The organism is Streptomyces durocortorensis (assembly GCF_031760065.1).
Taxonomy (GTDB): Bacteria; Actinomycetota; Actinomycetes; order Streptomycetales; family Streptomycetaceae; genus Streptomyces.
The window spans coordinates 1,549,591-1,573,828 of record NZ_CP134500.1; the positions used below are offsets into that span (position 1 = coordinate 1,549,591).

19 protein-coding genes are annotated in these 24,238 nt (G+C 71.8%); 6 read left to right on the forward strand and 13 right to left on the reverse strand.

What is annotated here, in order from left to right:
• Positions 1-228 precede the first annotated feature (228 nt).
• The 10 genes from RI138_RS06840 to rsmH form a co-directional block, all read right to left on the reverse strand.
• Entirely contained in the window at positions 229-1,023 is a 795-nt protein-coding gene (locus RI138_RS06840; protein ID WP_311119181.1) for a cell division protein FtsQ/DivIB, read from the reverse strand.
• Positions 1,024-1,085: 62 nt separating this feature from the next.
• Positions 1,086-2,174, reverse strand: coding sequence for an undecaprenyldiphospho-muramoylpentapeptide beta-N-acetylglucosaminyltransferase (murG, locus tag RI138_RS06845; RefSeq protein ID WP_311119182.1), 1,089 nt, complete (start codon positions 2,172-2,174; stop codon positions 1,086-1,088).
• 6 nt (positions 2,175-2,180) lie between these two features.
• On the reverse strand, positions 2,181-3,629 hold the full coding sequence (gene ftsW, locus RI138_RS06850; protein WP_311119183.1) for a putative lipid II flippase FtsW: 1,449 nt from the start codon (positions 3,627-3,629) through the stop codon (positions 2,181-2,183).
• Between the two features lie 63 nt (positions 3,630-3,692).
• Positions 3,693-5,135 (reverse strand): UDP-N-acetylmuramoyl-L-alanine--D-glutamate ligase, encoded by a 1,443-nt coding sequence (gene murD / locus RI138_RS06855; protein WP_311119184.1) that lies wholly within the window; start codon positions 5,133-5,135, stop codon positions 3,693-3,695.
• The gene (mraY, locus tag RI138_RS06860; protein ID WP_096633043.1) at positions 5,117-6,187 is read right to left on the reverse strand and encodes a phospho-N-acetylmuramoyl-pentapeptide-transferase; all 1,071 of its coding nucleotides are present in this window, start codon (positions 6,185-6,187) and stop codon (positions 5,117-5,119) included. Before mraY ends, murD begins: the two co-directional genes overlap by 19 nt.
• A complete protein-coding gene (locus RI138_RS06865) occupies positions 6,184-7,605 on the reverse strand; it encodes a UDP-N-acetylmuramoyl-tripeptide--D-alanyl-D-alanine ligase (protein WP_311119185.1) in 1,422 nt (473 codons plus the stop codon). Before RI138_RS06865 ends, mraY begins: the two co-directional genes overlap by 4 nt.
• Positions 7,606-7,609: 4 nt before the next feature.
• Positions 7,610-9,328, reverse strand: a complete 1,719-nt coding sequence (locus RI138_RS06870; RefSeq protein ID WP_311119186.1) for a UDP-N-acetylmuramoyl-L-alanyl-D-glutamate--2,6-diaminopimelate ligase — start codon at positions 9,326-9,328, stop codon at positions 7,610-7,612.
• A gap of 40 nt (positions 9,329-9,368) precedes the next feature.
• Positions 9,369-11,357 (reverse strand): peptidoglycan D,D-transpeptidase FtsI family protein, encoded by a 1,989-nt coding sequence (locus RI138_RS06875; protein ID WP_311119187.1) that lies wholly within the window; start codon positions 11,355-11,357, stop codon positions 9,369-9,371.
• 4 nt (positions 11,358-11,361) lie between these two features.
• The gene (locus RI138_RS06880) at positions 11,362-11,931 is read right to left on the reverse strand and encodes an FtsB family cell division protein (protein WP_311119188.1); all 570 of its coding nucleotides are present in this window, start codon (positions 11,929-11,931) and stop codon (positions 11,362-11,364) included.
• A gap of 19 nt (positions 11,932-11,950) precedes the next feature.
• Positions 11,951-12,916 (reverse strand): 16S rRNA (cytosine(1402)-N(4))-methyltransferase RsmH, encoded by a 966-nt coding sequence (rsmH, locus tag RI138_RS06885; RefSeq protein WP_096629355.1) that lies wholly within the window; start codon positions 12,914-12,916, stop codon positions 11,951-11,953.
• Between the two features lie 420 nt (positions 12,917-13,336).
• Between rsmH and RI138_RS06890 the strand changes: the two genes are divergently transcribed.
• From RI138_RS06890 to RI138_RS06905, 4 genes are all read left to right on the forward strand, one after another.
• Positions 13,337-13,900 carry a beta-class carbonic anhydrase gene (locus RI138_RS06890; RefSeq protein ID WP_311119189.1) on the forward strand — a complete coding sequence of 188 codons (564 nt, stop codon included), beginning with the start codon at positions 13,337-13,339 and terminating at the stop codon, positions 13,898-13,900.
• 240 nt (positions 13,901-14,140) lie between these two features.
• Positions 14,141-15,193 carry an AAA family ATPase gene (locus RI138_RS06895; protein ID WP_096629352.1) on the forward strand — a complete coding sequence of 351 codons (1,053 nt, stop codon included), beginning with the start codon at positions 14,141-14,143 and terminating at the stop codon, positions 15,191-15,193.
• Positions 15,193-16,560, forward strand: coding sequence for a DUF58 domain-containing protein (locus RI138_RS06900; protein ID WP_311119190.1), 1,368 nt, complete (start codon positions 15,193-15,195; stop codon positions 16,558-16,560). The genes RI138_RS06895 and RI138_RS06900 overlap by 1 nt, the downstream gene beginning before the upstream one ends.
• Positions 16,557-18,974, forward strand: coding sequence for a transglutaminase TgpA family protein (locus RI138_RS06905; protein WP_311119191.1), 2,418 nt, complete (start codon positions 16,557-16,559; stop codon positions 18,972-18,974). The genes RI138_RS06900 and RI138_RS06905 overlap by 4 nt, the downstream gene beginning before the upstream one ends.
• 211 nt (positions 18,975-19,185) lie before the next feature.
• Here RI138_RS06905 and RI138_RS06910 read toward each other — a convergent pair whose 3' ends face one another.
• From RI138_RS06910 to RI138_RS06920, 3 genes are all read right to left on the reverse strand, one after another.
• Entirely contained in the window at positions 19,186-19,587 is a 402-nt protein-coding gene (locus tag RI138_RS06910) for a DUF3040 domain-containing protein (protein WP_311119192.1), read from the reverse strand.
• A gap of 247 nt (positions 19,588-19,834) precedes the next feature.
• On the reverse strand, positions 19,835-20,593 hold the full coding sequence (locus RI138_RS06915) for a class I SAM-dependent methyltransferase (RefSeq protein ID WP_311119193.1): 759 nt from the start codon (positions 20,591-20,593) through the stop codon (positions 19,835-19,837).
• A 105-nt stretch (positions 20,594-20,698) separates the two neighbouring features.
• Positions 20,699-21,226 carry an SAV_6107 family HEPN domain-containing protein gene (locus RI138_RS06920; RefSeq protein WP_311119194.1) on the reverse strand — a complete coding sequence of 176 codons (528 nt, stop codon included), beginning with the start codon at positions 21,224-21,226 and terminating at the stop codon, positions 20,699-20,701.
• Between the two features lie 165 nt (positions 21,227-21,391).
• Here RI138_RS06920 and RI138_RS06925 point away from each other — a divergent pair, with 165 nt between their 5' ends.
• Entirely contained in the window at positions 21,392-22,153 is a 762-nt protein-coding gene (locus RI138_RS06925) for an ATP-binding cassette domain-containing protein (RefSeq protein ID WP_311119195.1), read from the forward strand.
• On the forward strand, positions 22,125-24,212 hold the full coding sequence (locus tag RI138_RS06930; protein ID WP_311119196.1) for a YhgE/Pip domain-containing protein: 2,088 nt from the start codon (positions 22,125-22,127) through the stop codon (positions 24,210-24,212). Before RI138_RS06925 ends, RI138_RS06930 begins: the two co-directional genes overlap by 29 nt.
• Positions 24,213-24,238 lie beyond the last annotated feature (26 nt).

The following is a 24,238-nucleotide window of genomic DNA, read 5'->3' on the forward strand; positions in this document are numbered from 1 at the left end:
CCGCGGCGACGACTGATGTCGATGGGGACGGTCCGAACGCCGACCCAAACCCTAACGTTGAAGTTTAGGGTTACCAGTGTGTCTGCTTCCTGGACTCTTCCGAACAGGACACTAAGTCGACAAGTGGCGCACGTTCAACGAACACGCCGAACCTCCCGTTTTTCTTTTCACCCTATGTGATCACCCGTAGCGCTGACCAACCAGGGTGCTGGCCAGCACAAATGCCCGTCAACTCGCTGATACCGCCGGGGCGCTCGGAGCGCTTACGTCGAAGTGTCCCGCTTTGGGGGCGGCTTTCATGAGCGCGGTGAGAACACGTGCCTTCACCGGCCCGCCCTCGCCGCTGCCCCAGGTCACCACACGATCCCGGGTCAGCCGCAAGGAGATCGCGTCGTACGAGATGACCCGTACGGCTTCGGTATCCTTGGCGACGCCCGCGGGAAGGTCTCCGGCGACCCGTACCGCTTCCCGCAGCAGACGGTCGTCACCGAAACGGCGAAGGCTCGCGGAGGGGGCGGGGGCCAGCTCCAGCAGGGGCACACCCTTCGGCGCCTTGTCCACGGTGGCGAAGCGGACGCCCTTCGCGTCCACTTCCACGAACTTCCCGCCCTTCTCGACCAGCAGGACCGGCTTCCGTTCCGTCACCTTAAGGCTGATGCCGTGGGGCCAGGAACGAGCGACATCCACTGTGTCGATACGAGGCAACCTCTGGCGCAACCTGCTCTCCATGGCGTCGGTGTCCACGGAGACCAGCGGGGCGCCCAGCGGTACGGCCGCCACCGCTTCCACCTCTGCGCGGGTGAGCACCTCGACGCCGCTCGTACGGACGCGTTCGACGCGCAGCCAGGAGGAGCCGTAGAGCACCCAGATCACGAACGCGGTGAGCAGGGCCGCCGTGAGGGTGATCAGGATCAGCAGCGTACGGCGGCTGATCCCGCGCCCCTCGGGGCCGGTCCGCGGCGGGCGGGCGGGGGTGTCCGCCCGCTCGGGGGCGCCGCGCTGGGCGGTCGTCGGTCCGGCCACGCTCGCTCCTTCGCCGGGCCCGGGGCGTGTGCCCCGGGCCCGAACCGCCTCGCGCCGCACGCCTAGCGGCGTGCGGCGATCGCTTCGTACACCATGCCGACGAGCAGGTCGTCGGCGTCGCGCCGGCCGAACTCCGCGGCCGCACGGGACATTTCGTACAGCCGGTGGGGGTCCGACAGCACCGGCAGGACGTTGGCCTGCACCCACTCCGGGGTGAGCGCCGCGTCGTCGACCAGCAGGCCGCCGCCGGCGTTGACCACCGGCTGGGCGTTGAGCCGCTGTTCGCCGTTGCCGATGGGCAGCGGGACGTAGGCGGCGGGGAGCCCGACGGCGGAGAGTTCGGCGACGGTCATCGCGCCCGCACGGCAGAGCATCATGTCGGCCGCGGCGTACGCGAGGTCCATCCGGTCCACGTACGGTACCGGGATGTACGGCGGCATCCCGGGCATGTTGTCGATACGCGGCAATTCGTTCTTCGGGCCGACCACATGCAGGATCTGGATCCCGGAGCGCTGGAGCAACGGCGCGACCCGCTGGACGACCTCGTTGAGGTGGCGGGCGCCCTGCGAGCCGCCGGAGACCAGCAGCGTCGGCAGGTTGGGGTCGAGGCCGAAGGAGGCGCGGGCCTCCGGGCGGACCCGGGCGCGGTCCAGGGTGGCGATGGTGCGGCGCAGCGGGATGCCGATGTAGCGGGCGCCGCGCAGTTTGCTGTCCGGCGTGGATACGGCGACCCCGTGGGCGTACCGCGAGCCGATCTTGTTGGCCAGGCCCGGGCGGGCGTTGGCCTCGTGGACGACGATGGGCACGCCGACCCGCTTGGCCGCGAGGTAGCCGGGCAGGGCGACATAGCCGCCGAAGCCGACCACGCAGTCCGCCTTGGTGCGCTCCAGGACCTGCTCGGCCGCCTTGATGGTGCCGCGCAGCCGGCCCGGGACGGTGATCAGTTCGGGCGTGGGCTTGCGGGGCAGCGGGACGGCGGGGATGAGCGCCAGCTCGTATCCCCGCTCGGGTACGAGCCTGGTCTCCAGTCCGCGTTCCGTGCCGAGGGCAGTGATTCCCACGGTCGGGTCCTGCCTGCGCAGGGCGTCTGCGAGGGCAAGCGCGGGCTCGATGTGTCCGGCGGTCCCCCCGCCGGCGAGTACGACATGCACCGAAATTCACCGCTCTCCGGACGGACGCTTCTTGACGCGCCGTCTCATCGTCTTCCATCTCACCCCGGGCTTCCGCATGGCCAGGGCCGCCTTCGCGGCGGGATCCTCCCGCGCGAAGGCGATCATCAGCCCGACCGCGAACATCGTCGGCAGCAGAGCCGATCTCCCGTAGGAGAACAGCGGGAGCGGGACCCCGGCGATCGGCAACAGGCCGAGCACCGCACCGATGTTGATCACGGCCTGGGCCGTGATCCACGTGGTCACGCCTCCCGCGGCATACCTCACGAAGGGGTCCTCCGTGCGTCCGGCCACGCGGATACCCGCATAGCCTAGAGCCGCGAACAGGGCGAGCACGGACAGCGTCCCCGCCAGACCCAGTTCCTCACCGGTGATGGCGAAGATGAAGTCGGTGTGAGGTTCGGGGAGTTGCCCCCATTTTTCCACACTCGCACCCAGTCCGGAACCGAACCATCCGCCGGACGCCAGAGCATAGATTCCGTGTGCGGCCTGCCAGCAGCCGTCCTCCGGGTCGGGTTCGCCGACGATGCCCATGCAGGAGAGCCGGGACATCCGGTTGGGGCTGGTCCAGATCAGCAGGAACGCGATGACGGCGGCGAAGCCGAGCACACCCGCGAACAGCCGGGTGGGGGCCCCGGCCAGCCAGAGCAGGCCGAACAGGATAGCCGCGAGAATGATCGCGGTTCCCATGTCGCCACCGAGCATGATCAGTCCGAGCAGCATGAAGGCGACCGGCACAAGCGGCACGAGCATGTGCTTCCACTGGGTCAGCAGCCGCTTGTCCTGTTTGCGGGCGAGCAGGTCCGCGCCCCACAGAATCAGGGCGAGCTTGCCGAACTCGCTGGGCTGGAGCTGGAAGGAGCCGCCCAGAGAGAGCCAGTTCTGGTTGCCGTTGACCGACATCCCTATCCCGGGGACCTGGACCAGGACCATCAGGAAGGCGGTGATCATCAGCAGCGGGTAGGCCAGGGCCCGGTGGAGTTTGACCGGCATCCGGGCGGCGATCAGCATCAGTGCGCCGCCGATGACGGCGGCGAGGAACTGCTTCCCGAAGAAGTACGTCGAGGGCTTGCTGATGTCCAGCGCCTTGATCATCGAGGCGGAGTAGACCATCACCAGGCCCAGCACCGTGATCAGGAGGCTGGAGCCGAGGATCACGTAGTAGGCGGTCAGGGGCCGGTCCCAGGCCCGTCGTGCCCGCTCGAAGGCCCGGCGCGGTCCGCCGCCGCGTCCGGAGCGCGGGGTACGGGGGCCCGAACCGCCGCGTGCGGGGCCGCGGGCCGTCTCCGGACGGCGGGCGCCGGTGGCGAGGCGTCCGCGCAGGGCGAGCCCGGGGGGCAGCGGTACTCCGGAGGGCGCGGGCGCCACGGCGAGGGGGCTGGGAACGGACGCCCGTGTGCGCATCCGCCGTACGGCGGATCTCTCGTCGGCCGGCATGGTCGCTGTCCCCTCCACTGCTCGTGCCCGGGGCCGCGGCCCCGGGCGCGGAGGCCCGGTCGGTCAGGCGCTCTCGTCGGCGCGCGCGCGGACGGCGTCCGCGAACGCCTCGCCCCGCTTGTTGTAGTTGGTGAACATGTCCATCGAGGCACAGGCCGGGGCCAGCAGTACCGTATCGCCCGGCCGGGCGAGCGCGGCCGCCTGCGCGACCGCTTCGGACATCGCCCCAGTGTCGGTCCGTTCGAGGTCGACCACCGGGACTTCGGGGGCGTGTCGCGTCAGGGCTTCGCGGATCAGGGCCCGGTCGGCGCCCATCAGCACGGCCCCGCGCAGCCGCTTCGCGGCGCCGGTCACCAGCGCGTCGAAGGCCGCGCCCTTGGCGAGGCCCCCGGCGATCCAGACGACGGAGTCGTAGGCGGCGAGGGAGGCCTCCGCCGCATGGGTGTTGGTGGCCTTGGAGTCGTCGACGTAGGCCACCTCCCCGATGTCCGCGATGTGTTCGATGCGGTGTGCGTCCGGGCGGAAGGCCCGCAGTCCGTCGCGTACGGCGGCCGCCTCCACGCCGAAGGCGCGGGCGAGGGCGGCGGCGGCCAGCGCGTTGGCGATGTTGTGCGGGGCCGGCGGGTGGACGTCGGAGACCTCGGCGAGCTCCTGGGCCTGCTTGTGCCGGTTGGCGACGAACGCCCGGTCGACGAGGATGCCGTCGACCACGCCGAGCTGCGAGGGGCCGGGGGCGCCGAGGGTGAAGCCGATGGCCCGGCAGCCCTCCTCGACGTCGGCCTCACGGACCAGGTCCTCGGTGGCCGGGTCGGCCGCGTTGTAGACGCAGGCGACCGTGTTGCCCTCGTAGACGCGCCCCTTGTCGGCGGCGTACGCCGCCATCGAGCCGTGCCAGTCGAGGTGGTCGGGGGCCAGGTTGAGGACGGCCGCGGAGTGGGCGCGCAGGGAGGGCGCCCAGTGCAGCTGGTAGCTGGAGAGTTCGACGGCGAGGACGTCGTACTCCTGATCGCCGAGCACGGCGTCCAGCAGCGATACACCGATGTTGCCGACGGCCGCGGTGCGCAGGCCCGCCGCTTCGAGGATCGAGGCCAGCATCCGTACGGTGGTGGTCTTGCCGTTGGTGCCGGTGACCGCGAGCCAGGGTGCGGGCTTCCGGCCGCCTGAGCCGCGCAGTCGCCAGGCCAGTTCGACATCGCCCCAGACCGGGACGCCCGCCTCGGCGGCAGCCAGGAAGAGCGGCTTGTCCGGCTGCCAGCCGGGGGCGGTGACGACGAGGTCCGTGGACGGCGGCAGGGTGGCGCCGTCGCCGAGGCGCACGGTGATGCCGAGCGCCTCCAGTTCGGCCGCCTGCGCACGGGCGCGGTCGTCGTCGCCGTCGTTGACGACGGTGACGCGCGCGCCGCGCTCGTTGAGGGCGCGGGCCGCGGGGATGCCGCTGACGCCGAGCCCGGCGACGGTGACGTGCTTGCCCTGCCAGTCCACGGAGCTCACTTCTTGGCTGCCCATCCCGCGTAGAAGAGGCCGAGGCCGACGATCACGCACATGCCCTGGATGATCCAGAAGCGGACCACGACAAGGACCTCGGACCACCCCTTGAGTTCGAAGTGGTGCTGGAGCGGCGCCATCCGGAAGACCCGCTTGCCGGTCATCTTGAACGAACCGACCTGGATGACCACGGACATGGTGATCATCACGAAGAGGCCGCCGAGGATGGCGAGCAGGAACTCGGTGCGGGACAGGATCGCGAGGCCCGCGAGGGCTCCGCCGAGGGCGAGCGAACCGGTGTCGCCCATGAAGATCTTGGCGGGCGAGGTGTTCCACCACAGGAAGCCGAAGCAGGCGCCCATCAGGGCGGAGGCGACGACGGCGAGGTCGAGTGGGTCGCGTACCTCGAAACAGGCGCTCGGGTTGGTCAGGTTGGCCGCGTTGGCGCAGGACTCCTGGAACTGCCAGAGGCCGATGAAGGTGTAGGCGCCGAAGACCATCACCGAGGCACCGGTGGCCAGACCGTCCAGACCGTCCGTGAGGTTCACGCCGTTGGACATGGCGAGGATCATGAACAGTGCCCAGACGCAGAACAGCACCGGGCCGATCGACCAGCCGAAGTCCTCCACGAAGGAGAGGTGGGTGGAGGCGGGGGTGTTGCCCCGGGAGTCCGCGAACTGGAGCGAGAGCACGGCGAAGGCGATACCGACGATCAGCTGGCCGGCCATCTTCGCCTTGGCCCGCAGACCGAGCGACCGCTGCTTGACGATCTTGATGTAGTCGTCGAGGAAGCCGACGAGGCCCATCCCGGCCATCAGGAACAGGACGAGGGCCCCGGAGAAGCTCATCGGCTCACCCGTGATGACCTTCGCGAGGATGTACGCGATGATCGTCGCCAGGATGAAGGCGATGCCGCCCATCGTGGGCGTGCCCTTCTTGCTGCCGTGCGTGCGCGGGCCGTCGTCCCGGATGAACTGCCCGTACCCCTTGCGGGCCAGCAGCTTGATCAGCAGCGGGGTACCGACCAGGGTCAGGAAGAGCCCGATGGCCCCCGCGAAGAGGATCTGCCTCATCGGCCGGCGACCTCGCCCTCGGTCGAGTTCTCCAGCAGTGCCAGGGCGACCTTCTCCAGACCGACCGACCGGGACGCCTTCACCAGCACGACGTCTCCCGGGCGCAGTTCACTGCGCAGCAGGTCGACGGCCGCCTGTGCGTCGGACACGTGCACCGACTCCTCACCCCACGAACCCTCGTTATATGCGCCCAGTTGCAGCCAGGAGGCTTCTCTCCCCCCGACAGCGACGAGCTTGCTGACGTTGAGCCGGACGGCGAGCCGTCCGACCGCGTCGTGCTCGGCGAGCGACGCGTCACCGAGCTCGGCCATCTGACCGAGCACCGCCCAGGTGCGCCCCCCGTCGGCCGCTCGGGCCTGGCCCATGGCAGCCAGCGCACGCAGTGCGGCTCTCATGGATTCGGGGTTCGCGTTGTAGGCGTCGTTGACAACCGTCACACCGTCCCCGCGCTCGGTGACCTCCATGCGCCAGCGGGAGAGGGTGCCCGCCTCCGAGAGCGCCTCGGCGATCTCGGTCACGGACATGCCCAACTCATGGGCGACGGCGGCCGCGGCGAGCGCGTTCGACACGTGGTGCTCACCGTACAGGCGCAAGGTCACGTCGCTGCACCCGGTGGGTGTGTGGAGCTGGAAAGCGGGCCGCCCGTCGGCGGTCATCCGGACCTTCTCGCCCCGTACGTCCGCTTCCGGGGCTTCTCCGAAGAGCAGGACGCGGGCCTTGGTGCGCGAGGCCATCGCGCGTACGAGGGGGTCGTCGGCGTTGAGCACGGCACAGCCGTCCTCGGGGAGGACCTCGACCAGCTCGCCCTTGGCCTGGGCGATGGCCTCGCGGCTGCCGAACTCGCCGAGGTGGGCGGAGCCGACGTTGAGGACCAGACCGATGCGGGGCGGGGTCAGCTCGGCCAGGTATCGGATGTGCCCGATACCGCGGGCGCCCATCTCAAGAACCAGGTGCTCGGTCTCGGCGGTGGCGCTCAGGGCCGTGAGAGGCAGGCCGATCTCGTTGTTGAGGGAGCCGGGCGTCCAGACCGTGGGGGCCTTGCGCTGAAGGAGCTGGGCGATCAGGTCCTTGGTGGACGTCTTGCCCGCGGAGCCGGTGAGGCCGACGACGGTGGTGCCGAGGCGTTCCACGACGGTACGGGCGAGCGCGCCGAGTGCGGCGACGACGTCGTCCACGACGATCGCCGGAACACCGACGGGGCGGGCGGCCAGGACGGCTGCCGCGCCCGCCTCGACGGCGCGCTGCGCGTAGTCGTGGCCGTCGACCCGTTCGCCGGCGAACGCGGCGAACAGACTGCCGGACACGACCTCGCGGGAGTCGATGACGACGGGTCCGGTCACGGTGACTGCCGGGTCCGGTATGTCGTGCGGCTGCCCGCCGACGATTCCGGCGATCTCGGCGAGGGAAAGGGTGATCACTCGGTCATCCCTGACTGTTGTTCTCGTGGTGAGGGGCACGGTCCGCGGCGCCGGTGCGCGCCTGGGACCACTCGATGGCTGCGTGCAGGACCTTGCGGTCGTCGAAGGGGCGTACGACTCCGTGGATGTCCTGGCCCTGCTCGTGGCCCTTGCCCGCGACGAGGACGGTGTCGCCCGGTTCGGCGCGGGCGACGGCGGCGGCGATCGCCGAGGCTCGGTCGGCGTCGACCAGGACGTCGCCGCGCTCGTGGACGGGCACCTCGGCGGCGCCGGAGAGCATGGCGGCGAGGATCGCGAGGGGGTCCTCGGAGCGGGGGTTGTCGGAGGTCAGTACGGCGGTGTCGGCGAGACGGGCGGCGGCTGCGCCCATCGGGCCGCGTTTGGTGGTGTCGCGGTCGCCTCCGCAGCCGAGGACGATGTGCACCCGGCCCTCGGTGACCTTGCGCAGGGAGCGGAGCACCGACTCGACGGCGTCGGTCTTGTGCGCGTAGTCGACGACGGCGAGGTAGGGCTGTCCGGCGTCCACCCGCTCCAGTCGCCCGGGCACGCCGGGGACGGCGGCGACGCCGTCTGCGGCGGTCTGCGGGTCGACGCCCGCGACGGCCAGCGTGACGATCGCGGCGAGGGTGTTGGCGACGTTGAACGGGCCGGGCAGCGGGGCGCGGGCGGCGATCCGCTCACCCTTCGGGCCGACTGCGGTGAAGGTGCTGTCCTGCGGGCCGACCTCGACGTCCTCGGCGTGCCAGTCGGCGTCGGGGTGGCCCTCGGCCGAGAAGCTGGTGACCGGGACGCCGGACTCGGTGATGAGCCTGCGGCCGTACTCGTCGTCGAAGTTCACCACGCCGCGGTGGCTGCGCTCGGGGGTGAAGAGCTGGGCCTTGGCCTGGAAGTAGTCCTCCATGCCGGAGTGGAACTCCATGTGCTCCGGGCTGAGGTTGTTGAAGACGGCGACGTCGAAGACGCAGCCGTCGACCCGGCCGAGCACCAGGGCGTGGCTGGAGACCTCCATCGCGACGGCCTCGACACCGCGCTCGCGCATGACGGCGAACAGGGCCTGGAGGTCGGTGGCTTCGGGGGTGGTGCGCTCGGACTTGATGCGCTCGTCGCCGATGCGCATCTCGACGGTGCCGATCAGTCCGGTGGGGCGTCCGGCGGCGCGCAGTCCGCCCTCGACCAGGTACGCGGTGGTGGTCTTGCCCGAGGTGCCGGTGATGCCGATCTGGAGGAGACCGATGCCGGGCCGCCCGTAGATGTCGGCGGCCAGCTCACCCATGACGGCGCGCGGGTTCTCGGCGACAAGGACCGGCAGGCCGGTGGCGGCGGCGCGTTCGGCGCCCGCGGGGTCGGTGAGGACGGCGGCGGCGCCGAGGCCCGCGGCCTGGGCGGCGAAGTCGGCGCCGTGGAAGCGGGCGCCGGGCAGGGCCGCGTACACGTCACCGGGACGCACGGCCCGTGAGTCGTGCGTGATGCCGGTGGCCTCACCGGAGGCCGGTGCTTCGATGCCGAGCCGGCCGGCCAGCTCGCCGAGGGGGGTGGGCCGGAGCCGGTCCGGTCGGGGCGCTCCCGGATAGGTCACAGGCGCGTCCTTCTGGGTGGTTTGGGACTGATCAGCGTGGGGCACGGCGGTGAGCGTACCGGGCCGGTGCGGCGTCTCGCGAAGCGAGGGACCCGGGTTCCGGTGGTTCTCGTTCCGGTTCCCGGGATCGGGGGTGATGGTTGTCACTGAGGGTTCCCTTGGAGGAGATGCTCGCGCATCCCCGTGTTCACTCGCCGGGCTTGAAGGACACCGGCAGCCGGGGCGGCTCGCTGCCGGACGGTGGGGTCTGGAGCGTCTTGAGTGCGAACTCCATGACCTGCTTGTAGATCGGGCCGCAGATCTGGCCGCCGAAGTAGCTGCCCTTGGTGGGGTTCTGGATCGCGCAGTACACGGTGACCTGCGGGTTGTCGGCCGGGGCGAATCCGGCGAAGGAGGCGGTGTAGCCCTTGTAGACACCGCGGACCGGGTCGACCCGGTTGGCGGTGCCGGTCTTGCCCGCGACCCGGTAGCCGGGGATCGCGGCCTTGGTGCCGGTGCCCTCCTGGTCCTCGACGACCGACTCCAGCATCGTCGACAGGGTCCTGGCGGTCTTCTCGCTGACCACCCGGGTCTCCTCGGGGGCCTCGGCGGGGGTGAAGCGGCCGTCGGAGCCCTTGGTTCCGCGTACCAGGGTGGGGGCGATCCGGACTCCGCCGTTGGCGACCGTGGAGTAGACCGAGGCGGCCTGGACGGCGTTGATGGAGAGCCCCTGGCCGAAGGGGATCGTGTACTGCTGCGAGGTCGACCAGTCCTTGGGGGGGGCGAGGAGGCCGGGCGACTCGCCGGGGTAGCCGAGGCCCGTCTTGGAGCCGAGGCCGAACTTGCGCAGGTAGTCGTAGAGGACCTGGTTGGACTCGGCCTGGGTCTTGCCGAGCTGACCGGTCGCCAGGATGGTCCCGATGTTGCTGGACTTGGCGAGGACCCCGTTGAGCGTGAGGTACCAGGTGGGGTGGTCGACGTCGTCCTTGAAGAGCCGGTCGCCGCGGTGCAGCCGGTTGGGCACGGTGACATGGGTGCCGGGCGTGGCGGCCTTCTCCTCCAGCACGGCGGCCATGGACATGACCTTGCTGGTGGAGCCGGGCTCGTACACGTCCTGGAGGGCGGCGTTGCCCAGGGAGGCGGAGGTGGCCTGGGAGAGGTCGTTGGGGTCGTAGCCGGGCGCGTTCGCCATGGCCAGCAGCTCACCGGTCCTGCTGTTCTGCACGATGACGTAGCCGCGGTCGGCCTTGGACTTCTCGACCTGGTCGCTGATGGCCTTCTGGGCGGCCCACTGGATGTCGCGGTCGATGGTCAGCTCGATGTCGGAGCCGGGCACGGCCGGGATCTCGCGGGTGCCCGCGGTGGGGACGTGGCGGCCGCCGGCCTGGGCGTAGCGGATCTTGCCGTCCTCGCCCGCGAGCTCCTTGTTCAGCTGCGATTCCAGGCCCCCGCCGCCCTTGCCGTCGTCGCTGACGAATCCCAGTATCCCGGCGGCGAGATCCCCGTTGGGGTAGACCCTCTTGGTGGTCGGCTCCTGGAAGACCCCCGCCAGGACATTGGCCCCCGGGCCGCCGTTCGCCTTGTCCTCGGCGGCCTTCTCGGCGAATGCGGCCTTGAGGTCCTTGATCTGCTTCCAGACCTGGGGCGTCTGCCGGTAGGCCAGGACGGTGTAGCGGCTCTTCGGCGCGGAGAGCTTCTTGGCCAGCTCCTCGGCGTCCTTGCCGAGGATCGGGGCGAGCAGGGCGGCCGCCTGCTGGGGGGCGTCGGGGGCCCCGCTGTCCTTGGGCGTGAACATCTTGGGGTCGGCCGTGATGTTGTGCGCGTCGACGCTGGTGGCGAGCGCGATGCCGTTGCGGTCGGTGATCTCCCCGCGCTCCGCGGCGACCGTGTGCTCCCAGTACCGGTTCTTCTCGGCCTTGGCCGCGTACGCACTGGCGTCGACGGCCTGGACCTGGAGCAGCCGGGCCACGAAGGCCAGCATGACCAGCGTCAGCCCGAGGCTGACCAGCCGCAGCCGGGGGCGCGGGCTGCCCAGACGCAGGGAGCGCGGCGCCCGGCCGCGTGCGGTGCTGCGCCCCGGGGCGGGGCGTGGGCGGCGCGCCGGGGGGCGCGCGCCGGAGCGAGGGGTGCGGCTCGATCCGTTACGGGGACGGGCCGGGCCGGGCACACGGCGGCGCGGCGGTTCCTTGGACGGCACTGCGTCACCTGCCGGGGCTCGTCGGGGGCGGGCTGCTCTCCGCCTCGGGGGCGGTCGCGGCGTCCGGCCCGGTCGCGGGTGCGGAGGTCGTGGGTACGGCCTCGGAGGGCGACGCGGAACCGGCGGCCGGGGCGTCGGGGCCCGGTGAGGCGTCGGCGTCGGCCGAAGCGCTGGGGCTGGGGCTGGGGCTGGGCGACGGCGGGGCGGTGGCCTCGGTGGGTACGCCGCGGACCGTGCCGTCCGGATTGAGGAAGGCGGGGTTGCCGCCGGGGACCATGCCCAGCTCCCGGGCGCGGCGCTCCAGGGCATCGGGCTGGGAGCGGCTGTCGACGTCGCGCTGGAGGGCCTGCTGCTCGTCGGTGAGCTCGGTGGTCTCCCGCTTGAGCTTGCTGAGCCTGAACGACCCTTCGTTGAGCGCGGAGTTCAGCAGGAGCAGGGCGATGAGCCCACCGCCCAGGAGCAGGACGACCAGCAGGACGAAGGGGGTGCGGGCCGCGGTGCTGGGCCCGGTGGACGGCATCAGCCGGGCGAGCCGTCCGGCCCGCCCCTTCAGCGGTGCGGCCGGTTTGCTCACCGCCCGGCTCCCGTGGCGCTCATCGCTCCTCCTCGCGGATGCGCTGGGCGCCGCGCAGCCGGGCGGGGGCTGCGCGCCGGTTCTCGGCGACCTCCTCCTCGGTGGGGAGCTCCGCGCCCCGGGTGAGGAGCTTCAGGCGGGGCTGGTAGCGCTCGGGGACGACGGGGAGTCCGGGCGGCGCGGTGTTGGCGGCGCCTGCCGCGAAGACCTGCTTGACGAGCCGGTCCTCCAGCGAGTGGTAGGACAGGACGGCGACCCGGCCCCCGACGGCGAGGCTGTCAACGGCCGCCGGGATGGCCCGCTCCAGGACGCTGAGCTCGCCGTTGACCTCGATGCGCAGGGCCTGGAAGGTGCGCTTGGCGGGGTTGCCGCCGGTGCGCTTGGCGGCCTGCGGCAGCGCGTCGCGGATCAGCTCGACGAGCCGGGCGCTGTTGCTGAACGGCTCCTTGTCGCGCTCGCGCACGATGGCCGAGACGATCCGCTTGGCCTGCTTCTCCTCGCCGTACGCCCGCAGGATCCGGACCAGTTCGCCGGGCGGGTAGGTGTTGAGCACCTCGGCGGCGCCCATGCCGGTGGACTGGTCCATGCGCATGTCGAGCGGGGCGTCCTGGGCGTACGCGAATCCGCGGTCGGCCTCGTCGAGCTGCATGGAGGAGACGCCGAGGTCGAAGAGCACGCCCTGGACCTTGGGGGTCCCGAGGCGGGCGAGGACGTCGGGAAGTTCGTCGTAGACCGCGTGGACGAGGGTGGCCCGGTCTCCGTAGGGGGCGAGCCGTTCGCCGGAGAGGCGCAGGGCTTCCTTGTCCCGGTCCAGGGCGATCAGCCGGGCGGTGGGGAAGGAGGCGAGCAGGGCCTCGCTGTGACCGCCGAGGCCGAGGGTGCAGTCGACGACCACGGGCTCCGGGTGGGCCGGGTCCTGGAGAGCCGGGGCCAACAGGTCCAGACACCTCTGGAGCATCACCGGGACGTGTCGGGTCTGGCTCAATGCGCCCTCTCAGGCTCTGTCCCGCGCGGCCGGCACGTACGTCCTGGTCCCCGCCCGCTCCGAAGGGGAGGTCCGCCGGCGCCGGGGAAGGGGCGTCGGCCGACCGGGAGCGGGAGAGGGCCGGGCCGCACGTACGCCGCACATCACGGGGAAAAAACGGGAATATGCAGGGGGTGCGATGGGGCGGTGGGTTATGGAAGGGGGATGGTGACTTCGCGTTACTTTAGTCCACCCTGCCATTCGATCGATTCGCGATCAACGAACCAGGCAGCGAGTCGTCCCACCCGTCCGGACGCGGCGATCTCACTCGAACGGGCGCACTCCAGGGCCTGTGGGTTACCTCACAACAAGCCGCGTTGATGTTCTTTGTCCGCTTCTCACAGCACTCCCGGACCAGGTGGGAAGGCTAACGTCGTAGCCATGTCGACTTCCGCTCACTCCTCCACCGAGCCCGTGACGCCCACCGCCGCAGCGGTCCGCGAGAGCGGCGAGGTCACCGACCAGCTGGTCGCACTGAACTCCCGGTACGCGAAGGACTTCCGCGATCCGGGCATGGACGCTCGGCCCGTCCTCCAGGTCGCCATCGTCGCCTGCATGGACGCCCGCCTCGACCTCCACGCCGCGCTGGGTCTGGAACTCGGCGACTGCCACACCATCCGCAACGCGGGCGGCGTGGTCACCGACGACGTGATCCGCTCGCTGACCATCAGCCAGCGGGCGCTCGGCACCCGCAGCATCATCCTCATCCACCACACCAACTGCGGCCTGGAATCCCTCACCGAGGACTTCCGGCAGGAGCTGGAGCGTGAGGTGGGGCAGCGGCCCGTGTGGGCGGTGGAGGCCTACACCGACGCCGACCAGGACGTACGCCAGTCCATGCAGCGGGTCCGCACCTCGCCGTTCCTCCTGCACAACGACGACGTCCGGGGCTTCGTCTTCGACGTGACCACCGGTCTGCTGCGCGAGATCCACTCCGAGTCCTGAACGGTTCGGGCCACCCCCTCCCCGGCCTCCCGTCTCCACCTCACACATCCACCACAGTGCCGAAATCGCGACAGACGCTGACATTTCGCACGCACTTATCCACAGGCGAGTGACACGAAGCGGTAGCGGCAACAAGAATGCGGGTGTGACGTCCTCCGGGCCTTCCGGAAGGGTGTCCGAATTTCGGGGTGGGCCGTGCGGGATGCGTCGGCCCATGCGCAAAGGGCCGAGGAGGGCCGGGTGACGACCTATGACGATCGAGCGAGCCTCACTGATCTGACCACCACAGCGGAGCGGGTGCGCAGGTCGGTGGAGGGTGTGATCGAGGGCAAGCCCGAGGTCGTACGGCTTTCGCTGACCGTGCTGCTCGCCGAGGGGCATCTCCTCATCGAGGATGTCCCCGGGGTGGGCAAGACCATGCTGGCCAAGGCGCTGGCCAGGTCCATCGACTGTTCCGTGCGGCGGATCCAGTTCACGCCGGACCTGCTGCCCTCGGACATCACCGGTGTGTCGATCTTCGACCAGCAGCGGCGGGACTTCGAGTTCAAGCCGGGCGCGATCTTCGCTCAGATCGTGATCGGCGACGAGATCAACCGCGCATCGCCGAAGACGCAGTCGGCGCTGCTGGAGTCGATGGAGGAGCGCCAGGTCACCATCGACGGGCACACCTACGAGCTGCCCGACCCGTTCATGGTGGTGGCCACGCAGAATCCGGTCGAGATGGAGGGCACCTACCCGCTGCCCGAGGCCCAGCGCGACCGCTTCATGGCGCGCGTGTCCATCGGCTACCCCAGCCCGGACGCCGAGCTCCAGATGCTCGATGTGCACGGCGGGCTCTCGCCGCTGGACGACCTCCAGCCGGTGGCCCACGCCCACGACATCGTGAAGCTCATCGACGCCGTCCGTACGGTGCACGTGGCCGACGCGGTCCGGCGGTATGCCGTGGAGCTCGTCGGGGCCACCCGCAGCCACCCGGACCTCAGACTCGGGGCCTCGCCGCGCGCCACCCTGCATCTGCTGCGCGCCGCGAAGGCGTCCGCCGCGCTCAGCGGGCGCGACTACGCCCTGCCGGACGACGTCCAGGCACTGGCCACCCCGGTGCTCGCACACCGGCTGCTGCCCACCGCCCAGGCCCAGCTGAACCGCCGCACGGCGGAGCAGGTGGTCCTGGAGATCATCCAGCGCACTCCGGTCCCGACCTCGGCCGGCGGCACCGCGCCGCCCGTGCCGGGCCTGCACGAGCCGGGCCGCCCGCTGTACAACCAGCAGCAGCCCGGGGCACGGCGGCTGTGATGGCGGCCGGCGAGCCCGGCGCCGTGGAGGACGGCGGCAGGAAGGGCGGCCTGCGGGCCGCGCTGGGCGGGCTGACCACGCGGGGGCGTTCGTTCCTGGCCGCCGGGGTGGCCGCCGCCGTCTGTGCGTACGTCCTCGGCCAGGGCGACCTGCTGCGCGTCGGGCTGCTGCTGGCCGTACTGCCCCTGGTCTGCGTGACCGTGCTCTACCGCACCCGCTACCGGGTCACGGGCACCCGGCGGCTCTCGCCGTCCCGGGTGCCCGCGGGCTCGGAGGCCCGGGTCCATCTGCGGATGGACAACGTGTCCCGGCTGCCCACCGGTCTGCTGATGCTCCAGGACCGCGTGCCGTACGTGCTGGGGCCGCGGCCCCGCTTCGTGCTGGACCGGGTGGAGGCGGGCGGGCGGCGCGAGGTGTCCTACCGGGTCCGTTCCGATCTGCGCGGCCGCTATCCGCTCGGCCCGTTGCAGCTGCGGCTCAGCGACCCGTTCGGGATGTGCGAGCTGACCCGTTCCTTCAGTGCGTACGACACCCTCGTCGTCATCCCGCGGACGGTGCCGCTGCCCGCGCTGCGGCTGGCGGGCGAGGCCTCCGGGTACGGGGACGGGCGGCAGCGCTCGCTCGCGCTCGCCGGCGAGGACGACATCATTCCGCGCGGCTACCGCCACGGCGACGATCTGCGCCGGGTCCACTGGCGCTCCACCGCACGCCACGGCGAGCTGATGGTGCGCCGGGAGGAACAGCCGCAGCGCGCCCGGTGCACGGTCCTCCTGGACACCCGGCGCATCGGCTATCACGGGGCCGGGCCGGACTCCGCCTTCGAGTGGGCGGTGTCGGGAGCGGCCTCCGCGCTGGTGCACATGCTGGAGCGCGGCTTCGCCGTACGCCTGCTCACCGACGACGGGAACGCGGTGCCCGGCGAAGGGGCCGGCGGCTTCGCCGGTTCCACCCAGGAGTCCGCGGACTCGGCCGGGCTGATGCTCGACACCCTCGCGGTCGTCGGCCATTCCGAGGGCGGCGGCCTCTCGCGCGCACATGACGTGCTGCGCGGCGGCAACGAGGGGCTGCTCATCGCCTTCTTCGGCGATCTCGACGAGGAGCAGGCCGAGGTCGCGGCCCGGATGCGGCAGCGGGCCGGCGCGGCGGTCGCCTTCGTCCTGGAGAGCGCCTCCTGGGCGGGCGAGGTGCCCTCCGCGGCCGCCGCCGAGAAGCGGCTGCGGCGGCTGCGCGAGTCGGGCTGGATCGCGGTGCTGGTCGGGCCGGGCGCCGAGCTGCCCGCGCTGTGGCAGCAGGTGGGCCGGATGCGCACGGACACACAGTCCGCCGGGAGCGGCGGTCAGACAGGTTTCGCGGGGGGATGGTCATGAGCGGGCGGACCCGGCTGGCGCTGTGCGCCTACGCGGCGACGCTGCTGGCGACGGGGGCACTGCTCCCGCTGGTGGACGGCGTGGGCTGGCTGTTCCAGGCTGCGTTGGTCCTCGGCGTCCAGAGCGGGGTGGGTGCTCTCGCGCGCCGGGTTCCGCTGGCGCGGTCGCTGACCATCGCCAGCCAGGCCCTGGTCACCCTGCTGCTGCTGACCGTCCTGTTCGCCCGGGATCACGCCCTGTTCGGGGTGGTGCCGGGCCCGGAGGCCGTGATGCGGCTCGGTGAGCTGCTGGTGGCGGGCGGTGAGGACGTCGGCACGTACGCCATCCCGGCCCCGCTGACGGACGGCATCCGGCTGATGGTGATCGGCGGGGTGGTGCTCATCGGGCTCGTGGTGGACGCCCTGGCGGTGTCCTTCCGCAGCGCGGCCCCGGCCGGGCTGCCGCTGCTCGCCCTCTATTCAGTGGCGGCCGGGCTCTCCGGCGGCGGGGCGGGCTGGCTGTGGTTCCTGCTCGCCGCCTGCGGCTATCTGCTGCTCCTGCTGGCGGAGGGCCGGGACCGGCTCTCCCAGTGGGGCCGGGTCTTCAGCGGCGCCTCGCGCTCCTCGGGCGGCCTGTCGGACGGGCTGGCCGGGGCGGGCGGTGGGTCCTCCCCGGTCCGCACAGGGCGGCGGATCGGCGTGCTGGCGCTCGGTATCGCCCTGGTCGTCCCGCTGGCCCTGCCCACCCTGGACAGCGGCCTGCTGGGCGGCGACGGCCCCGGGACCGGCAAGGGCAGCGGGGGCGGCACCATCTCCGCGGTGAACCCCCTGGTGTCACTGCAGAACAACCTCAACCAGCCGGAGAACCGGGAGGTGATGACGTACCGCAGCAACATCCAGGACCCGCAGAGCCTGTACCTCCGGATCCTGGCCCTGGACGAGTTCAACGGCAGCGAGTGGCGCTCCTCCACGCGCCGGCTGACGGACGTTCCCAACCGCCTCCCGCAGCCGACCGGGCTCGGCCGGGATGTCTCCGTCACCGAGGTCCGGACGAACATCTCCGCCTCGCGTTCGTACCAGCAGACCTATCTGCCGCTCCCCTACCCGGCGAGCGAGGTCCGCATCGACGGCCGCTGGCGGTACGAACCGGAGGGCCGCACCCTCGTCGGCGACGACGGGCAGACCACACGCGGTGCGCAGTACGAGGTCGGCAGTCTGGTCGTCGAGCCGACGGCGGAGCAGCTGGCGGCGGCCGGACCGCCGTCGCAGAGCCTGTCCCAGGAGTACACCCGGGTCCCCGAATCGCTGCCGAGCGTGGTCGCGGAGACCGCCGAGAAGGTCACGGAGGGCTCGGCCAACGCCTACGAGCAGGCCGTGAAGCTCCAGGACTGGTTCGCCTCCGACGGCGGCTTCACCTACGACACGTCCGTCGCCTCGGGGACCGGGTCCTCGGCCATCGCACGATTCCTCCGCGACAAGGAGGGCTTCTGCGTCCACTTCTCGTTCTCGATGGCCGCGATGGCCCGGACGCTGGGCATCCCGTCCCGGGTCGCGGTGGGCTTCACCCCGGGCACCGTCAAGGCGAACGGGGCGACCTCGGTGGGGCTGCGCGACGCGCACGCCTGGCCCGAGCTGTATTTCGAGGGGGTGGGGTGGACCCGCTTCGAGCCCACCCCGAGCCGGGGCAGCGCTCCGGAGTACACCCGGCCCCAGGTCCCCACGGACGACGCGAGCGACCCGGCGCAGCCCTCGGCGGACACCTCGGTCGCCCCGTCGGCCGCCCCGTCCGCCGACGACAGCTGCCCGCCGCAGCTGCGTCAGGAAGGCGGATGCGGCCCTTCGCAGGAGCCGGGGGCGGCGCTGCCGACCGACCGGGGCACTCCGGCGGGCACGGTGCTGCTGCTGATCCTCGGCGCGGTCCTGGTCCTGGTGCTGCCCTTGGCACCGCTGCTCTGGCGCACCCGGACGAGGAACCGGCGGCTGGGCTCGGGGGGCCGGACACCCTCGGACGCCGCCGCGCGGACGCTGGCGGCCTGGCAGGAGGTCATCGACACGGCCTGGGACCACGGCATCGCGCCGGACGAATCGCTGACGCCCCGGAAGGCGGCGGCCAGGATCGTGCGGCTGGGCCGGCTGGACACCACCGCGGCCGAGGCCGTGCACCGGATCGCGAGCGCGGTGGAGCAGGTGCTGTACGCCCCCGGGCCTCGCCCGGCGTCCGGCCTGACCGAGGACGCGCTGGCGGTACGGGCGGGCCTCCAGGCCTCGGCCGACCGCGGGGCACGGCTCCGGGCAACGCTGCTGCCCCGCTCGTCCGTCCGGGTGGTGTGGGCGGTCGCGGACCGTCGGACGGCACTCGCGGAGCGCTGGGTGAACCGTCCGGGACACGGCCGCTGGACGGCCCGGCTGCGCCGCCTCGCCCGCCAGCACGGCTGACCGCGAGGCGCGGGCCACCACGCGCGGCATGGGCGAGGGCCCCTGGCCAGGACCGGCTTCGGTCCCTTGGCCGGGGGCCTCGCGGTTGCCGCTCCGGGCCGACCCGGCGGGGTCCGAGCGCACATGGCTGAGGGGCGCCCGCAGAAATACGGGCGCCCCTCAGCCATCGGTGTCATACGTCGTACGCCCGCCAGGGATGACGGGGCAGCACCTAGCCCTGTTCGTCGCGGCGGCGCTGCCACCGCTGCTCGATGCGGTTCATCATCGACCGGCGTTGTCTGGGTCGGCGGCGTGCACCGCTCTCCCCGCTGCCTGCGGCGGCCTGCTGCTGTTCACCAGGCTTGGGCACCTTGCGCCATCCGGTGACCGCGAGCACGGCGCAGCCGAGCATGACGAGGAACCCCACCACGCTGATCCAGATCTGCTGGGCGACCATTCCGGCCATGAGGAGCGCGATACCCACCAGGAAGCCAGCGACCGCCTGGTAGACCCTTTTCCGGGTGTACGTACGCAGTCCGCTTCCCTCGAGCGCTGTCGCGAACTTGGGATCTTCGGCGTACAGCGCTCGCTCCATCTGCTCGAGCATGCGCTGCTCGTGCTCCGAGAGCGGCACGGGATCCTCCTCGTCGTCGGCCGCGGGGGCGACCGGTATGCGGCCCTTCCAGGATAGGCAGGGATTCGCCCCCGTGAAACCCGCCCTCTAGCGTTCAGCCAGTCCGGACCGCTATGTCGGCTCGGCTGCTGAGGCGTAGATTCCCCGACGACCGATCCGTCATGCCGGATGGTGTCACCCGATCATACGGGGCGTACGCCCCGTACGGGGGTCCTGAGACCGACTCCGTCCGGAGCTGCGTTGCTGATCAGCGGCGCTTCTCGCCCAGAACGTGCAGTTGCGTGGCGACGGAGTGGAACGCGGGCTGCTCGGCGGCGGCCGCTTCGAGCTTCAGGAGGGCCTCGACGGCACCGGGCTCGGTGTCCACCAGGACGCCGGGCACGAGGTCGGCGAAGACCCGCACGCCGTGCACCGCGCCGACCTCCAGACCGGCCCCGGAAACCAGGTCGGCGAGCTGCTCGGCGGTGAAGCGGCGGGGCACCGGGTCGCCCTCGCCCCAGCGGCCCGCCGGGTCGGTCAGCGCGTGGCGGGCCTCGGTGAAGTGACCGGCGAGCGCGCGGGCCAGGACGGCTCCGCCCACTCCGGCGGCCAACAGGCTGAGCGCGCCGGAGGGGCGCAGCGCCTCGACCGCGTTGCGTACGCCCTCGGCGGGCTGGTCGACATACTCCAGAACGCCGTGGCAGAGCACCGCGTCGAAGCCGCCGCGCTCCACCACGTCGAACAGGCCGAGGATGTCGCCCTGGACCCCGCGGACCCGGTCGGCGACGCCGGCCTCGGCCGCGCGGCGCTCCAGGGCGAAGAGCGCGTTGGGGCTGGGGTCGACGACCGTGACCCGGTGGCCGAGCCGGGCGGCGGGCACCGCGAAGTTGCCGGTGCCGCCGCCGGTGTCCAGGACGTCCAGGGCGTCCCTGCCGGTCGCCTTGACCTGACGGTCCAGGGCGTCCTTGAGGACCTCCCAGACCACGGCGGTACGGAGGGAGGCGCGGGGGCGCGGCTGGTCCGACACGGCAGATGACTCCTCGGCACGGTGCCGCCGGGGGCGGCGGAGCGTGAACAGTGCGGGTGGTGATGTGAGCGGTCACCACCCTATTGCCTCGCCCCGCCGTCCAGGTCACCCGCCGCCGGGGCGCTCCGGACGAGGTTGGGGAAGCACCGGCTGGAGCGCCAGCAGCCGTTCCACCAGGCGCAGGAACATGGCCGCGTCGCGCAGCAGATCATCCGCGTCCCGTCCGCTGGCCGCCCCCGGCATGCCCGCCTCCGCACGGGCCCGTCGCAGGGCTCCCGCGGCGAACAGGGCGCTCCACTCGGTCAGCTCGGGGGCTATCTCCGGGAGGACTTCCCAGGCACTCCGGATGCGCTCACGGCGGCGCTTGTTCGTCTCGGGGCGGCCGCGGGCGGCCAGCACGGCCGCCGCGGTGCGCAGGGCGGCCAGGTGGGCGGTGGCATAGCGCTCGTTGGGCTCGTGGAGCACGGCGGCCTCGTCCAGGCCGGACCTGGCCTTGGCGAGCAGATCGAGCGCGGCGGGCGGCGCCGAGGCACGGCGCAGAACGGGGTGGACATCGCTGGGCGCACCGGTCAGTGAGGGGGCAGGGCTGCCTGCGCGGCGCCGCGGGGCGGCGGCTGCGGACGAGCTGGCCATGACGAACCTCCTGTCGTCGTGTGACGGCTTCGTGGCCGTCTGTGTCCATGGTGGCGGCCCCCACTGACAATCGACCCGACCACCCCTCTGACCTGCCACTTTGCTTCGAGTGCGAGTTCGGACTACTTTTTGCACTGACCGGTCAGTTTAAATAGGGGAGGGTCTGTGGAGAGCCCACACGGCGCCGCGGTACGCGCCGAGGACTTTGGACTCAAGGGGCCGCGCGGCTGGGCCTTTCGGAACGTGGAGTTCAGCGCCGAGCCAGGTGCGCTGGTGGCGATCGAGGGGCCTTCGGGGACGGGCCGCACCTGCCTGCTGCTCGCCCTGACCGGCCGGATGCGCACCACCGAGGGGCACGCGGAGGTCGGTGGGCTGCAGCTGCCCAAGCAGGCCGCCGCAGTCCGCCGGATCGCCGCCCTCGGCCCGGTCCCGGCGGTCAGCGAGCTGGACCCCGCCTTCACCGTCGCCGAGCACCTGGGCGAGCGCTCCCTGCTCCAGGGCCGCTACGGAACCTCCCTGCGCACCCTGCTGCGCCCGCGCGCCGAGCGCCGGGCCGCCGCCGAGGCCCGGGTCGACGAGGCCCTCGAAGCCGCGGGGCTCGACCCCGCCGCCCTGCCGAAGTCGGGGCGCACCTCCGTACGGGACCTGGAGCGTCTTGAGGCGCTGCGGCTCTCCGTCGCCCTGGCGCTCATCGGCAAGCCGCATCTGCTCGCCGTCGACGACACCGACCTCAAGCTCTCGGACGCCGAACGCGCCGAGGCCTGGGCGCTGCTGCGCTCCGTGGCCGAGGCCGGGACGACCGTGCTCGCCGTGTGCAGCGAGGCCCCCGAGGACACCCACGTCGTGCGTACCGCGCCCGCACTCGCCCCCGCACCCACCACCGAAGAGGAGACGGCCGATGCGTTCGCCGAAGCTGGCCGCGCTTGAGCTGAAGCGGTTCGGCAGGGGGAAGCTGCCCGCCGCCGCACTGGTCGCCCTGCTGCTCCTGCCGCTGCTCTACGGCGCCCTGTACCTGTGCTCCTTCTGGGACCCGTACGGGAAGCTCGACAAGCTGCCCGTCGCGCTGGTCAACAACGACAAGGGGGCCACCAGCGACGGCAAGCGCGTCACCGCAGGGGACGAGATCAGCAAGAAGCTGCTCGACTCCAAGGTGTTCGCCTGGGACGAGGTGAGCTCCGCCGAGGCCCTCAAGGGCGTCGAGGACGGCACGTACTACCTCTCGCTGACCATGCCGTCCGAGTTCAGTAAGAAGATCGCGTCCAGCGGCGGGGACTCCCCCGAGACCGGCGCGCTCCAGGTGCGGACGAACGACGCCAACAACTACATCGTCGGGCAGATCTCCAAGACGGTCTTCGGCGAGGTGCGCAACGCCGCCTCCACGAACGCCTCCCGGGGCTTCCTGGACCGCATCTTCATCAACTTCTCCGATCTGCACGACAAGACCGCCGAGGCGGCCAAGGGCGCCGACGACCTCAAGGGCGGCATCTCCAAGGCGAAGCAGGGGTCCAAGGACCTCGCGGACGGACTCAAGGACTCCAAGGCGGGCAGCAAGAAGCTCTCCGACGGGATCGTCAAGCTGAACCAGGGCTCCCGCGACCTCGTGACGGGCTCCCGTCAGGTCGCCGGAGGCACCCAGGTCCTGGCCGACAAGGTCAACGGGATCGCCGGGGACGTACGCCCGTTCTTCAAGGACAACGGGAAGTCCATCGGGGACACCGCCCGGCTGGTCGCCGACACCTCGGGGGCCGTACGGCACAACCTCGACCTGCTCGTGAAGAGCGCGCCCACCGCGGCCACCCGCGCCAGGAAGTCCGCCGACGACCTCGCCGAGATCCACCGCACCCAGTGCGAGGAGGCCGCGGAGCCCGACGCGACGGCCTGCCCGCCGCTGGAACGGGCCAAGGTCGCGGCCGACGATGGTGCGAAGATCGCCGCCGATGTGAACACCCTGGTCAGCAACCAGAACGGCGACCTGAAGAAGCTGAGCAGCCAGCTGGTCACCTTCCAGAAGCAGGCCGAGGCGCTCGCGAAGCGCGCCCCCACGCTGGACGACGACCTGGCGGCGGCCGTCAGCAAGGTCAACGAGCTCAACACCGGCGCCCACAAGGTCGCCAAGGGCGCACAGGCGCTGCACATCGGACTCGGCAACGCGCAGACCGGCTCCAGCAACCTGGACACCGGTGTCGGCAAGCTGAAGACCGGTGCGGAGAACCTGGACGGCGGGCTGTTCCGGCTCGGCGACGGCTCGGCCGAGCTGGCCCAGGGCCTCCACGACGGCGCGGACAAGATCCCGAACTATGACAAGAAGGACCGCGACGCGCGGACCGACGTCATGGCCGACCCGGTGCAGCTGGCCTCCAAGTCGCTGCACGCGGCACCCAACTACGGCACCGGCTTCGCCCCCTACTTCATCCCGCTGTCCCTGTGGGTCGGCGCGATGGTGGCGTACATGCTGATCCAGCCGCTCAACCGGCGGGCGCTCGCCGCCGGAGCCTCCTCGTGGCGGATCGCGCTGGCCGGCTGGCTGCCGGTCGCTTCCCTCGGCGCCCTCCAGGTCGGTGCCCTGATGGCCGTCCTGCACTGGGGTCTCGGCCTCCAGATGGAGCACGCCGCCGGAACCCTCGGCTTCCTGGCCCTGGTGACCTGCTGCTTCGCCGCGATCGTGCAGTGGCTGAACGCCTGCTTCGGGGCGGCCGGGCGGATCCTGGTACTGGTGGTACTGATGCTCCAGCTGACCTCGGCCGGGGGGACCTACCCCGTCCAGACCAGCCCCGGCTTCTTCGGTGCGATCCACCCGTTCCTCCCCATGACGTACGTCGTCGAGGGGCTGCGCAGGCTGATCACGGGCGGCCCGCTCACCCCGGTCTGGGTGGGCTGCGCGGTGCTGGCGGCCTTCACCGTCGGCGCGCTCGCCCTCACCGCGTTCACGGCGCGCCGCAAGCAGGTGTGGAGCCTGAGCAGGCTGCACCCGGAGCTGAGCCTGTGAGCACGGCGGGACCTGGGAGAATCGGT

Bases quoted from the DNA above. Each gene is read 5' to 3' on its own strand.
- ftsW (WP_311119183.1), bottom strand. From the start codon at position 3,629: ATGCCGGCCGACGAGAGATCCGCCGTACGGCGGATGCGCACACGGGCG.
- murD (WP_311119184.1), bottom strand. From the start codon at position 5,135: ATGGGCAGCCAAGAAGTGAGCTCCGTGGACTGGCAGGGCAAGCACGTC.
- mraY (WP_096633043.1), bottom strand. From the start codon at position 6,187: ATGAGGCAGATCCTCTTCGCGGGGGCCATCGGGCTCTTCCTGACCCTG.
- RI138_RS06890 (WP_311119189.1), top strand. From the start codon at position 13,337: ATGTCGACTTCCGCTCACTCCTCCACCGAGCCCGTGACGCCCACCGCC.
- RI138_RS06900 (WP_311119190.1), top strand. From the start codon at position 15,193: ATGGCGGCCGGCGAGCCCGGCGCCGTGGAGGACGGCGGCAGGAAGGGC.
- RI138_RS06905 (WP_311119191.1), top strand. From the start codon at position 16,557: ATGAGCGGGCGGACCCGGCTGGCGCTGTGCGCCTACGCGGCGACGCTG.
- RI138_RS06920 (WP_311119194.1), bottom strand. From the start codon at position 21,226: ATGGCCAGCTCGTCCGCAGCCGCCGCCCCGCGGCGCCGCGCAGGCAGC.
- RI138_RS06930 (WP_311119196.1), top strand. From the start codon at position 22,125: ATGCGTTCGCCGAAGCTGGCCGCGCTTGAGCTGAAGCGGTTCGGCAGG.